12 protein-coding genes are annotated in these 11,596 nt (G+C 45.2%); 6 read left to right on the top strand and 6 right to left on the bottom strand.

The window, feature by feature from the left end; all coding sequences use genetic code 11:
* Window position 1 precedes the first annotated feature (1 nt).
* On the bottom strand, window positions 2–439 hold the full coding sequence (locus ABD128_RS08855) for an HIT domain-containing protein (RefSeq protein ID WP_343989283.1): 438 nt from the start codon (window positions 437–439) through the stop codon (window positions 2–4).
* Window positions 429–2,744 carry a penicillin-binding protein 1B gene (gene mrcB, locus ABD128_RS08850; protein ID WP_343989281.1) on the bottom strand — a complete coding sequence of 772 codons (2,316 nt, stop codon included), beginning with the start codon at window positions 2,742–2,744 and terminating at the stop codon, window positions 429–431. Before mrcB ends, ABD128_RS08855 begins: the two co-directional genes overlap by 11 nt.
* A gap of 60 nt (window positions 2,745–2,804) precedes the next feature.
* Here mrcB and thpR point away from each other — a divergent pair, with 60 nt between their 5' ends.
* A complete protein-coding gene (gene thpR, locus ABD128_RS08845; RefSeq protein ID WP_343989279.1) occupies window positions 2,805–3,392 on the top strand; it encodes an RNA 2',3'-cyclic phosphodiesterase in 588 nt (195 codons plus the stop codon).
* A gap of 100 nt (window positions 3,393–3,492) precedes the next feature.
* Here the strand turns inward: thpR and pepB are convergent, their stop codons facing one another.
* The 3 genes from pepB to ABD128_RS08830 form a co-directional block, all read right to left on the bottom strand.
* Complete coding sequence (gene pepB / locus ABD128_RS08840; protein ID WP_343989277.1) at window positions 3,493–4,764, bottom strand: aminopeptidase PepB; 1,272 nt, start codon at window positions 4,762–4,764, stop codon at window positions 3,493–3,495.
* A gap of 39 nt (window positions 4,765–4,803) precedes the next feature.
* Complete coding sequence (gene ribA, locus ABD128_RS08835) at window positions 4,804–5,385, bottom strand: GTP cyclohydrolase II (protein WP_343989275.1); 582 nt, start codon at window positions 5,383–5,385, stop codon at window positions 4,804–4,806.
* Window positions 5,386–5,471: 86 nt separating this feature from the next.
* Window positions 5,472–6,290: an alpha/beta hydrolase gene (locus ABD128_RS08830; protein WP_343989273.1), complete on the bottom strand. Its 819-nt coding sequence runs from the start codon at window positions 6,288–6,290 to the stop codon at window positions 5,472–5,474.
* A 170-nt stretch (window positions 6,291–6,460) separates the two neighbouring features.
* Here ABD128_RS08830 and ABD128_RS08825 point away from each other — a divergent pair, with 170 nt between their 5' ends.
* Window positions 6,461–6,790: a Rieske (2Fe-2S) protein gene (locus tag ABD128_RS08825; protein ID WP_343989271.1), complete on the top strand. Its 330-nt coding sequence runs from the start codon at window positions 6,461–6,463 to the stop codon at window positions 6,788–6,790.
* Between the two features lie 36 nt (window positions 6,791–6,826).
* On the opposite strand, the gene ABD128_RS08820 is transcribed toward ABD128_RS08825, so the two are convergent.
* The gene (locus tag ABD128_RS08820) at window positions 6,827–7,627 is read right to left on the bottom strand and encodes a CPBP family intramembrane glutamic endopeptidase (protein ID WP_343989269.1); all 801 of its coding nucleotides are present in this window, start codon (window positions 7,625–7,627) and stop codon (window positions 6,827–6,829) included.
* Between the two features lie 132 nt (window positions 7,628–7,759).
* Between ABD128_RS08820 and sfsA the strand changes: the two genes are divergently transcribed.
* The 4 genes from sfsA to pcnB all read left to right on the top strand — a co-directional run bounded on the left by sfsA (window position 7,760) and on the right by pcnB (window position 11,596).
* A complete protein-coding gene (gene sfsA / locus ABD128_RS08815; protein ID WP_343989267.1) occupies window positions 7,760–8,527 on the top strand; it encodes a DNA/RNA nuclease SfsA in 768 nt (255 codons plus the stop codon).
* 187 nt (window positions 8,528–8,714) lie between these two features.
* On the top strand, window positions 8,715–9,161 hold the full coding sequence (dksA, locus tag ABD128_RS08810) for an RNA polymerase-binding protein DksA (protein WP_343989265.1): 447 nt from the start codon (window positions 8,715–8,717) through the stop codon (window positions 9,159–9,161).
* Complete coding sequence (gene gluQRS, locus ABD128_RS08805) at window positions 9,161–10,132, top strand: tRNA glutamyl-Q(34) synthetase GluQRS (RefSeq protein WP_343989263.1); 972 nt, start codon at window positions 9,161–9,163, stop codon at window positions 10,130–10,132. Before dksA ends, gluQRS begins: the two co-directional genes overlap by 1 nt.
* Before the next feature lie 198 nt (window positions 10,133–10,330).
* A complete protein-coding gene (gene pcnB / locus ABD128_RS08800) occupies window positions 10,331–11,596 on the top strand; it encodes a polynucleotide adenylyltransferase PcnB (protein WP_343989261.1) in 1,266 nt (421 codons plus the stop codon).

The following is an 11,596-nucleotide window of genomic DNA, read 5'->3' as shown; positions in this document are numbered from 1 at the left end:
TCTACTTCTGCGCTGTACTTTCAAAACCTGAGTAGTTGCTAAGCATTGCATTAAGCTTAGCAACTACTGCTTCACGTTCACTATCCGAATAAGGTTTCGGTTCGACCTTACCCCATACTGGGGCTGGCCACGCCAGATCGGTTTCGTAACGGACAATATGGTGAATATGAAGCTGCGGCACAATATTACCCAAAGCACCTAAGTTCATTTTGTCAGCGTTAAATGTTTTAGCCATCGCTTCTAAAACAAAGTTAGACTCTTTCATCAGTGTTGCTTTCTGAGACCCTGATAATTCATAGGTTTCGCGAATACCACTTACCCGCGGCACTAAAATTAGCCACGGATAATTCGCATCATTCATCAGCAATACCTGACACAGCTCAAAGTTCCCAAGCAGAATACAGTCGCGCTCTAGCCTTGCGTCTAATTTAAAGTCCAAAGAAGCTCTCCTCTTCAGGTTTACAGTTAGCACTATCCGTTGGTGCTGTGCCACGAATAAATGGTACTTCTATCGACTCTTCACAATAGTCATCAGCCAGTAACCCCGTCGCGGGATCAATCAACTTCCACTCAATATTTTCTTCATAGCCTAAACGTAGAGTTTCCGTCGGTATGCCGTTAAATATATCGGTAAACACAGGTAAGGCAGCTGATGAGCCTGTAATGTTTGCTTCCTTATTATCGTCGCGCCCAACCCAAACAACGGCCAAATGCTCGCCAGAGAAACCAGCAAACCATGAGTCTTTCAGGTCATTCGTTGTCCCAGTTTTACCTGCAAAATTAGTGAAAGGGTTTTGCTTATGCAAATAACGCGCAGTACCTTTTTTCACTACTAACTGCATGCCCGCTTTGACCAAGTAAGTATTTAACTCGGAAGCAATTCGTTCAGAGTCGATAGGATAACGCTCAAGCAACTCGCCTTTATTATCGGTCACCGCTGTAATTGCAGCTGGCTTAATCTTTAAGCCACCACTTGCTAGCGACTGGTATAAACCCGCTAACTCAATTGGCGTTAGTTCTAACACGCCCAGTGGCAAGGCATCCAGCGCTGGAACTTCGCCTTCTACGCCTGCTTGCTCGATAAACTCAGCTACGTTTTCAATGCCCACCTGCTGCCCAAGACGCGCCATGGCGATGTTGTAAGACTTCATTAGCGCTACAAATAAGGGTACCTGCCCATGATATTGACGGTCATAGTTTCGTGGCTGCCACAAGGTGCCGTCGCGCTGCTTAAGCGATAAAGCCTCGTCACTGATGATGGTAGATAAGTTGTATTTATTACTTTTTTCCAGCGCCGCTAACACCACGTAAGGCTTTATCACTGAACCGATTTGACGTTTCGCATCGATGGCACGGTTAAAACCAGCCTTATCAGAATAGCGATCGCCAACTAAGGCTAAGATGTTACCGGTGTCACTCGACGTGATAATCACTGCTGTTTGTAGCGAATCCTTTTCGATACCCTTACTTCGCTCAATAGTATCCAGTGTGGAAGCAACCTTCTCCTCGGTATAGCGCTGCATAACTGGATCGAGCGTAGTAAAAATTCGTAAGCCTTCCGACTTTAACTCTTCCTCGGAATAAGAGTCCTGCAAGCGACGGCGCACCAGATCCATAAAGGCTGGTACTCTTGATAGTTTCAATGCCGGCTTTGCCACCACTGATAACGTAGTTTCGCGCTGTTGCTTATACTCTTGTTCGGTTAAATGCTTTTGGTCGTACATCAATTTTAAAACTTGATTTCGACGCTTTAAGGCCGCTTCTTTTTTTCGGCGTGGGTTATAACCAGTTGGGCTTTTGAGCATCCCCACAAGCATTGCAGATTGCGCTGGCGTTAAGTCACGTACTCGTTTATCAAAAAAGTACTGACTAGCGAGCCCTACGCCATGGATCGCACGGCCACCATCTTGCCCAAAGTAAACCTCATTGTAGTAAGCCTGCAAGATATCATCTTTTTCATAGCGGACTTCTAGAATCACCGACATGATGGCTTCTTTAAATTTACGCCAGAGGGTACGTTCATTTGTTAAGAAGTAGTTTTTCACCAACTGCTGAGTAATGGTACTTCCGCCTTGCGAGCGACCGTCGCTGCGAATGTTATGCCATAGAGCACGCATGATGGCTTTCGGCGAGACACCGTTATGCTCATAAAAATCACGGTCTTCAACAGTCAATAACGCTTGCTTAAAGTGCTCTGGAACTTCCTCGAGTTGCACTAAAATACGATCTTCCAGTCGGTTTGGATGGAACTGCCCAATCAATAACGGATCCAGTCGCGCCATCTGTAGGCTTTCTCCAGTATCACGATTTTTTAGATTGGCAATGCGCCCTGATCGTATGTTGAAAGACACAGGAAGGGATTTTTGCTCACCATCCCAAAACTGGAACTCACGAATGTGGATAAAGAACGAACCTTGATAATTTTCGTAGTCCCCTTGGCGCGTGGCTTTAACCACTTTTCGGTAGCCTAGCAGCTCAAGCTCTTGACGTAAGCGAGTCGCGGTCATGGGCTTGCCATTTGCCAGTTCTAGCGACTGGGCATAAACCCTAGCCGGCAGCTGCCATCGGTTTTCGCTAAATTTACTCTGGATCACAGAGTCTAAATACAGTGTAAATCCTGCAAAAACGACCACAAAAACTAATAATAGCTTCCAAAATAAAGAACGGAGTTTTTTGCGACGAGTCTGCTTTGCTTGTGTCGCTTTCGTTTTTTTAGCGATTTTCTTTTTTGGTTTTTTTGACATATTATCAATACTATTCGTTACAATTGGTCTCATCTTAACAAATTAGACGTCGTAAATTATATGTTCTCTATAGCAAATTCTGTTAAAAATAAGGCACGACTCTTTTTTGCTATCGATATCCCACAAAACATCAAAAATAAGCTCGAAAAGCTACAACAAAAGAACCCTGTTTTCGCGGGGCGGGCAGTAAAGGTTCATAATTTCCACATTACCCTGCAGTTTCTAGGTTCCATTGATCGACAAAAGATTCCAGATTTAATCGACACCATCGATTCGCCTGGAATAAAGCCCTTTTCAATAAGCTTAGAGCGCTATGCCTATTACCCCAAAGCAGAGATTGGCTGTATCGAAGTTGTTCAAGGGAAAGACCAGTTAAAGGCAGTCAGGAAGCATATAAACCAATCAATAGCTCAAGAAGGCTTTTTTTCGCCCAAGGAAAAGCATGGTTTTCGACCACACGTCACGCTATTTCGGGAATGTCAGCCGGTTAGTGATTTGCAGCAAACCCTAGCCATAGAGTTAAAAGCAGAACATTTTTGCCTCATGGAGTCGGTGCAAAACGAGAAAGGAGTCTATTACGAAGTTTTGGAAGAATGGCCTTTGTATCAGCCCAGCATCAAAGAGCAGTTTTTTGGAATTAAGGACTAACCATTAGCTTTTAAGTCATCGCGAGTGAGCTGACGAGCGAAGCGTTCTCTATAATGAGATTGCCACGCTCCCGCTAGTCGCTCGCAATGACTAGATATCTTTAGCTTTTCAGCAATTTAGCCGCGATCGTTCTGAAGCCTAAACCAGTACCACCGGCTGACCATTTTGGCGTTGGACTGTCGTTATAAGCAGACGCTAAGTCGACATGAATCCAGCCTTGGCCGTTATTTGGTACAAAACGAGATAAGAAGCCGGCTGCATTACTCGCGCCACCTGGTCCACCACCTTTGACCGCACGGCTGTTTGCCGTATCAGCAAAGTGCGACGGGCAACGGTGCGCATGGAATGCCTCTAGCGGCAATGGCCAGTGACGTTCGTTTTCTTCACGAGCAATTTCTAAGAAGTTCTGGCTAGCATCCTGATCAAGCGCAAATACTGCGTTGTAGTCGCCACCAACGGCAGTTACCGCAGCACCTGTTAATGTCGCCGCATCAATTATCGTTTTAGCGCCCGACTGACCGGCTAATAACAAACCATCGGCTAGCACCACACGGCCTTCCGCATCTGAGTTCTGAATTTCGACAGACACGCCATTCGGGTAAGTCAAAATATCACCGAGCTTATAAGCATGGCCACTAATTAGGTTCTCAGCGCAGCACAAATATAAGTCCACAGGCTTGTCTAAACCACGAAGGATAGCTAAAGCCAAACCACCGGTAACTGTAGCAGCACCACCCATATCGGCTTTCATGTGTAACATGCCAGCGCTTGGCTTGATACTATAACCACCACTATCAAAAGTAATCCCTTTACCGACTAAAGCTGCCACTGGCATGCTGTTATTGTTTTTCGGATCATACTTTAGCTTGAGTAGTGCAGGTGGACGCGAGGAGCCACGACCCACTTCCCAAGTTCCGATATGGCCCTGATCTTTTAAATCTTCACCGACAATAATGTCGAAGCTGACATTGTCCGGAGCAAGGCTTTGTATAAACTGGGCCGCTTCTTCAGCCAAGACTAATGGCGCTAAAACTTCAGGCGTTTCATTAACCATCGAACGCATCCAACGGCTGACTTGGATTCTCGCATCTAACTCGCTATTGTCTTCGTCGCTAAGCTCTGCAAAATCTATCTGCACATCCACTTTCGGCTCGTAGGCGCCTTGGAAAAATGCCCACTGCTGCTCCAACTGCCAGTCGCCTTTCAAGCTAAAAAACGACAAGCCTTGAGTAATTAAACGGCGTGCTGCCACTTGAATTAACTCAGGATCGTTGGTGTGAATCGTCGCACTATCATCTTTGAAGCTCAGGATTGCGCCTTGGCCCCATTGCTCAGGTGCGCTTTCGCTGGAAAGATAAATATCTAAAGTCATAAGAATCCTTATTATTTGTATTTAGGGCAAAGGCTGCAATTAAAACAGATGCCCTAATTTTGACTGTTTAGTGGATAAGTACAGTGCATTATGAGGGTTTTGACCAAACTTCAAAGGCACACGCTCGACCACATCGATGCCAGCATCTTTCATCGAGCTGACTTTTCGAGGGTTATTGGTCATTAAGCGAACTTTACTTACGCCCAATACGTCGAGTGCGTCTGAGGCGACTTTGAAATCTCGCTCGTCGGCACCAAAGCCTAAGTGCTCATTCGCCTGTACCGTGTCCATTCCCTGATCTTGCAGGGAATAGGCTCGAATTTTGTTGGTTAAACCAATACCGCGTCCTTCTTGACGCAAATACAATAAAACCCCAGAGCCTTCTTCGGCAATTTTTTCCAATGCGGCGCGGAGTTGAAAACCACAGTCGCAACGCAAACTGAATAAGGCGTCGCCGGTTAAACACTCAGAGTGAATTCTTGCCAATACCGCCTGCTCTTTATCCCACTCGCCATACGTCATGGCGATATGCTCTTTGCCATCATTGGTTTCAAGCGCATGGATCATAAAGTCTCCCCAAGGAGTTGGGAGTTTGGCCTGGAGGCTATCTAATTGATTCATTTGGTTTGTATTACCACTAATATTGAGAACAGGACTATTTTACACGATGTGTCAACTAATCGACAGTCTGTAGCGAGTCCGATTCATTAACTCATGGCTTGAGGCTTCAGGATTTCCGCCACCTTGACCCAAAATTCATCCCAATTTTCAGGGGTATCTGCGTGCCCCGTGGAATGAATTTGGTGCTCCGCGTCCTGTTTCGCCGCTAAAAGTTTACTCAATGCATCAATCGGCACCGTGCGATCCGCTTCGCCATGCACCAGAAACGCTCGCCCTTTATAGCTTTTCAGCGCGGAAACGTTATCGAAGGGGTCACGCACTAAGAAGTGTGGTACCCAGCGCTGTTTGGCTAAATCCATGACACTCGAGTAAGTAGACATCAAAATCACCGCATAAGGTGTTTTTTCCGACAAGACACTTAAAACAGCACCGCCCCCCATAGAACGCCCAAGCAATGATATATGTTCTTTATCATATTGCGCCTGTTGCTCGACCCAGCTGTATGCCTTGAGCATACATTCTTTAATGGTTCTGTAGCTTGGCTTACCGTCAGAGCGCCCATAGCCAGGATATTCCACTAATACCACGCTGTAGCCTTGCTCACGGATATAGTCCACCCGAGGCGCCCAATCATCAATAATGTTGCCGTTACCGTGCGCCAACATGACGACTGGCGACTTATCGCCGTAGACATTTTTTAGAGGTGGCAAGAGGCCAAGCTCAAACTCGCCTTGTGAAAAAGGCAAGCGAATCAGCTCACCACCCGCTTGGGTAATTAGATCGGCATTATGAGCGGGCAACTCATGCACTGGAAATAGCAGTCGACGCTGTACTGTATAAAAAAACAGCACATAAATTACGTATAAACCGACCACAGCCAGCAAACCCCACAGAATCATTTGCATAAAACTCTATTGCGTCTATTTTTTATACTGATAGAATTCTTACATTCTATACCCATGCCCTTGGAAAAACTATGGGCTGGGCGTGATGAAGTAGCGCAGAATTGCGATAATTTGAGAAACTTTACACAATCATTGGCACTCAATAAAAAACATACTGGATACGATTTACTATGTCACATTTATGCTTAGTTACGGATATCAAAGACGGGCAAGCAAAAGCCTTTCCACACCCCTCGCCGAGCGAAGATCGCGACCTCATTATTGTGCGCCAAGGCTTGAATGTGTATGGCTACGTCAATCGCTGCCCACACGCAGGCACCAACCTCAACTGGCAGGACGACCAGTTCATGACTGACGACGAAAAGTATCTGATGTGCTTCACCCACGGCGCCCTATTCGAACCAAACACAGGCCACTGTGTCGCAGGCCCCTGCGCCGGCGCTAGCCTCAGAGAAGTGAAATTAGAAGTCGAAAACGGCAAAGTGTTTTACGCGGAGTAAGTTTAGAGGCAAGCTCAACTTATCTATTTAATGTCATTATATATTCTGTGTTGCAATTCTTTGACGGTGCCATTTCGATAAATCCCCCTTTATCGAAAGCACTATCAACACAAGCGCTAGTAGATTAAGGTCGAACATAATGCTACTAAAGGCCCACTCCGAAGGCACATCAGAGTAATAATTAGTTGTTAAATTAGACTCCACACCTGCTGGGGTAGTAAACATAGTCAGTATATTAAAAGCTAAATGTGCACCCACTGCGAATGAAATGCTTTTGAAAAGATAAGTGAAGTATGAATAAACCAAGGCAGACACAATTAAAAACCAGCTGTTTTCTAAAGCAGCTGCATGAATAAGTGCAAATAGCACAGCAGACACTAAGCAGCTCAACCACAGTTTAAGACCTAAACCTTGGCCGAGATCGACCAAGTACTTCCGAAAAAGCAGTTCTTCGCAAAGAACACCCACAGCAACAATGGCTATCAGTGGAATGCTTTCTATTACAATATCTTGAAAGTTAGCGACACCATCATCAAACAGTAGGTCTCGGTATAGGTTAACGAGTAGACAAGTAACGAATCCCGCTATAAAAAGCAGATACACCTTTTTTGACTTTATACTAAGTAATAAATTGGTTTTTAAGACAATTTTATATACCAATAAAATGGCGATAAAAAGTATAGAGATAGAAAGTGTCTGATTAAAAATCAAATTGTTTTGTAAGCGCGTTACATCATCGACAAAAGTTGTAGCAACAAATCCTATAGCTCCCCCCGCCAGCAACACAAATAGCACAAGAAACAGCACCGACAGTACCCACTGTTTTTTACTAATCATCTTTTTATTCCCTATATCCTTGATTATTATCCCGCGTATTAAATCATAAAGTACTGCTATTTCAAGCTTGTATCGGTTGCTTTAACTAGCGGTGATTACTAGACTGAAGCAAAGCAACAATAAATTATAAGTATGAAATTCTCTCCACCTTTAATAAAAACCACCCTACTTAAACGCTACAAACGCTTTTTGGCGGATGTGGTGAGTGATGAAGGTGATGGCGAGAGCCGTGAGTTTACGGCACACTGTCCTAATACCGGCTCTATGAAGAACTGTTGGCAGGAAGGCGATACGGCGTGGTTATTGGATTCACAGAACCCTAAGCGTAAGTATTTATACACTTGGGTTCTAAATCACAATCAAGATGGCGACTGGATTTGTATTAATACCCACTTGGCTAATCAGGTGGTCAGTGAAGGAATTGAGAATGGTGTTGTCGAAGAACTTCAAGGCTATGAGTCTTTGCAGCAAGAGGTGAAATATGGCGACGAGAACAGCCGTATCGACCTATTGTTAACAGATCCGAGTAAGCCCGACTCTCCTTTAAAAAAATGTTACGTGGAAATCAAAACCGTAACCTTGCTTGAATCTGGTGTTAACGAAAAAACAGGCGAAGAGTTTCAACCTGGTGCGGGGTACTTTCCTGATGCCGTGAGTACGCGCGGTCAAAAGCATATTCGAGAACTTGTCAGCATGGTCGAGCAAGGTCATCGCGCAGTGTTATTCTTTCTAGTGCAACACACAGGCATTAAAACGGTCAGTCCTGCGGCGCATATTGACCCTAAATATGCTGAATTATTGCACGATGCCGCACAAAAGGGGGTTGAAATCTATGCTTACAATACCCATATCAGCCCCGCAGAGATAAAGTTGCATCAGGCCCTACCAGTAATTATCTAATGATATCAACTGGTTAGGCGAAATCTCTGAAAATTATAGCTTATTTTGCCAAATTTGGCTTTTCAATTGGTACTTAGAGGGCTAATATCCTTCTTTCACTTTTTCAAAAGCTTGTCAATGCAAATATGAAATTGTGATATGACTTTCAGTCAATAGTTACCATAAAGTAAATGGAGCATTGGATTAGATGCCACGTAAAAAAACAGCTACGAATACTACCTTACAGAAGTTAGGTATTGAGCCTTACAAAGAGAAGAAAGGCGAAGAATACATGAACGATGCTCAGTATGGGCATTTCCGTCATATCCTTAGCGAATGGAAGCGTCAGCTAATGGAAGAAGTTGATCGTACTGTGCATCACATGCAAGACGAAGCGGCCAACTTCCCTGACCCTGTCGATAGAGCTTCTCAAGAAGAAGAGTTTTCATTAGAGCTTCGCACACGAGACCGCGAGCGCAAACTTTTGAAAAAAATTATTCAATCGATCAATAAAATCGATGACGAAGAATACGGCTACTGCGAATCTTGCGGTATCGAGATTGGTATTCGTCGTCTAGAAGCACGCCCAACCGCCGAGCTTTGTATCGATTGTAAGACTCTAGACGAAATTAAAGAGCGTCAATACGGCAGTTAATGCCCGCGAGTCCTAAAGAGTCTGTAAGAAATCCCCGAGTTCATGATCAGCGTGAACTCGGTGGCTCTATTTCCCCTATCGAAAAGCCTTCATTACGAGGACGCTTCGCACCCTCACCATCCGGCCCATTACACTTTGGCTCACTTGTTGCTGCTGTAGGTAGTTATTTAGTGGCGCGCTATTACGGTGCAGAATGGCAAGTTAGAATTGAAGATATAGACCCACCTCGTGAAGTCGAAGGCGCCACTGATACCATCCTGCGCCAACTCGAGGCTTTTGGTCTGCACTGGGATGGCCCGATTATCTATCAAAGCGAAAATATTCCACGCTTCAAAGATATTCTCGAGTGGTTAAAAGCTGAAGGGCTGCTCTACGCTTGTGACTGCACCCGCAAGAAGGTGAATCAACTCAGCGATAATGGACGTTACCCTAATATATGTCAGCATAAGAAGCTAAGCTTTGAGGGTGAAGTCGCTTGGAAACTGCGTCACGGCGACGGCGACTACAGTTTCTTTGATCAAATCCAAGGCAACTGTACTTTCGACGAGTCGCTTTATCGCGAAGATTTTACGGTTAAACGCAAAGATGGCTTGATGGCTTATCAGCTTGCGGTTGTTATTGATGATATTGATGCGGGTATTGATCATGTAGTGCGAGGAATTGATCTGCTAGACTCAACGCCACGCCAGCTACGTTTGTATGAAGTGTTAGAAAAGCCAGCGCCCCTATGGTTCCACTTACCTCTTGCCATCAATAACGATGGCAATAAGCTTTCTAAGCAGAACCATGCGCCAGCGATCGAAGCCAAAAACGCTAGCGTGTTACTTCATCAAGCCATTGCATTTTTAGGACAAAAGCCTCCTGTCTCATTACGCAGCGAGCCGCCAGAGATTATCATCGACTGGGCGATTGAGCACTTTCAACTCGAAACCATTCCACAGCAACAACAGATCCTTTATTCAGAATCCTAACCCCAGAATCATGACGTTTTGCCACAGTACGGCTTCAAAGCCCATACAAAGCCACAGTAAAGATCAACAGGGCCCAAGAGCTGTGCTATTATTGCACCATTGAAAATAACACATGACGTATGACACCTATTGATCTCAACAATAAAACGATGGTTCTCTGGCACAAAACATCAAAAAGATGGCGGGACAGCCACTAACATGAAGCAACCAGACCACATTATCCCTCGTGATCAACACACAGTATCACGCAAGGACATCAGCGACAGCGCCCTAAAAGTCCTTTATCGGCTGAATAAAGCCGGCTACGACGCCTTCTTGGTCGGCGGTGGCGTGCGCGATATTTTATTAGGACTAAATCCTAAAGACTTCGATATCACCACCAACGCGACTCCTGAGCAAATCCGTGCACTTTTTAGAAACAGCCGTATTATTGGCCGCCGCTTTAAACTGGTTCATATCATGTTTGGGCGAGAAGTTATTGAGGTCGCCACTTTCCGCGCACATTGTGATAGCAATATTCAACAAGCCAAAGACGGAATGATTCTGCGTGACAATGTCTACGGCACCATCGAAGAAGATGCCGAACGTCGTGACTTCACCATAAACGCCCTGTATTACAACGTTAGAGACTTTAGTGTCCACGATTACTGCAATGGCCTAACCGATTTACGCAAACGCCAGCTTCGCATGATTGGCGACCCAGAAACTCGCTACAAAGAAGATCCTGTGCGTATGCTTCGCGCCGTGCGCTTAGCGACTAAACTAGGGCTGACGATTGAAGAAAAAACACTAGAGCCAATCTCAAGACTCGCCCACTTATTAGAGCAAATCCCTGCCGCCCGTTTGTTTGAAGAATATCGAAAAATGTTCCTCGCTGGTAAGGGTGAAGCCATGTTTGAGGCGCTACAGACTCACGGCTTGCTCAGCAAGCTGTTCCCAGCAACTGAACAGTTACTGGCAGCTCATCCTGATTTTGAAGGCTTTATTCACGCAGCGTTAGAAAATACAGATAAGCGAATAGCCAGTGACAATACAGTCAACCCAGCATTCCTAATTGCAGTCTTCTTATGGCAGCCACTCTTAGAGCGCGCGCATCAGCTAGAAACTAAAGGCCACAGCTATAACGATGCTTTCTTTAAAAGTATGGGGCTGACCTTAGCTGAGCAAAGTCAGTTTATATCGATTCCAAAGCGTTACAGCTTAGTTATCCGCGACATTTGGGCACAGCAAATTCGCTTGCCACAACGTCATGGAAAAAAAGTTTGGGCAGTTTTGAATCACCCACGATTCCGCGCCGCTTATGACTTTTTGGTATTACGCGCCGAGTCAGATCCTTCGTTGCGCGAAATTGCCGACTGGTGGACTAAGTTCCAAGACGCTGACAAAGCTGAACAGCAAGCCATGTTGCCCAAAAACCGTCGTCGCAAGGGCAAGCGCCGTCGCAAACCAAAAAGCAAAGACTAA

It is taken from the genome of Kangiella japonica, from assembly GCF_039523535.1.
Classification (GTDB): Bacteria; Pseudomonadota; Gammaproteobacteria; order Enterobacterales; family Kangiellaceae; genus Kangiella; species Kangiella japonica.
The sequence above is the reverse complement of the archived record's forward strand: the minus strand, read 5'-3'. Positions and strand labels throughout refer to the sequence as shown.

Excerpts from the sequence above, each read along its gene's own strand:
- pepB (WP_343989277.1), bottom strand. The coding sequence starts at position 4,764 with ATGACTTTAGATATTTATCTTTCCAGCGAAAGCGCACCTGAGCAATGG.
- dksA (WP_343989265.1), top strand. The coding sequence starts at position 8,715 with ATGCCACGTAAAAAAACAGCTACGAATACTACCTTACAGAAGTTAGGT.
- ribA (WP_343989275.1), bottom strand. The coding sequence starts at position 5,385 with ATGAATCAATTAGATAGCCTCCAGGCCAAACTCCCAACTCCTTGGGGA.
- ABD128_RS08830 (WP_343989273.1), bottom strand. The coding sequence starts at position 6,290 with ATGCAAATGATTCTGTGGGGTTTGCTGGCTGTGGTCGGTTTATACGTA.
- mrcB (WP_343989281.1), bottom strand. The coding sequence starts at position 2,744 with ATGTCAAAAAAACCAAAAAAGAAAATCGCTAAAAAAACGAAAGCGACA.
- sfsA (WP_343989267.1), top strand. The coding sequence starts at position 7,760 with ATGAAATTCTCTCCACCTTTAATAAAAACCACCCTACTTAAACGCTAC.
- gluQRS (WP_343989263.1), top strand. The coding sequence starts at position 9,161 with ATGCCCGCGAGTCCTAAAGAGTCTGTAAGAAATCCCCGAGTTCATGAT.
- ABD128_RS08820 (WP_343989269.1), bottom strand. The coding sequence starts at position 7,627 with ATGATTAGTAAAAAACAGTGGGTACTGTCGGTGCTGTTTCTTGTGCTA.
- pcnB (WP_343989261.1), top strand. The coding sequence starts at position 10,331 with ATGAAGCAACCAGACCACATTATCCCTCGTGATCAACACACAGTATCA.
- ABD128_RS08825 (WP_343989271.1), top strand. The coding sequence starts at position 6,461 with ATGTCACATTTATGCTTAGTTACGGATATCAAAGACGGGCAAGCAAAA.
- thpR (WP_343989279.1), top strand. The coding sequence starts at position 2,805 with ATGTTCTCTATAGCAAATTCTGTTAAAAATAAGGCACGACTCTTTTTT.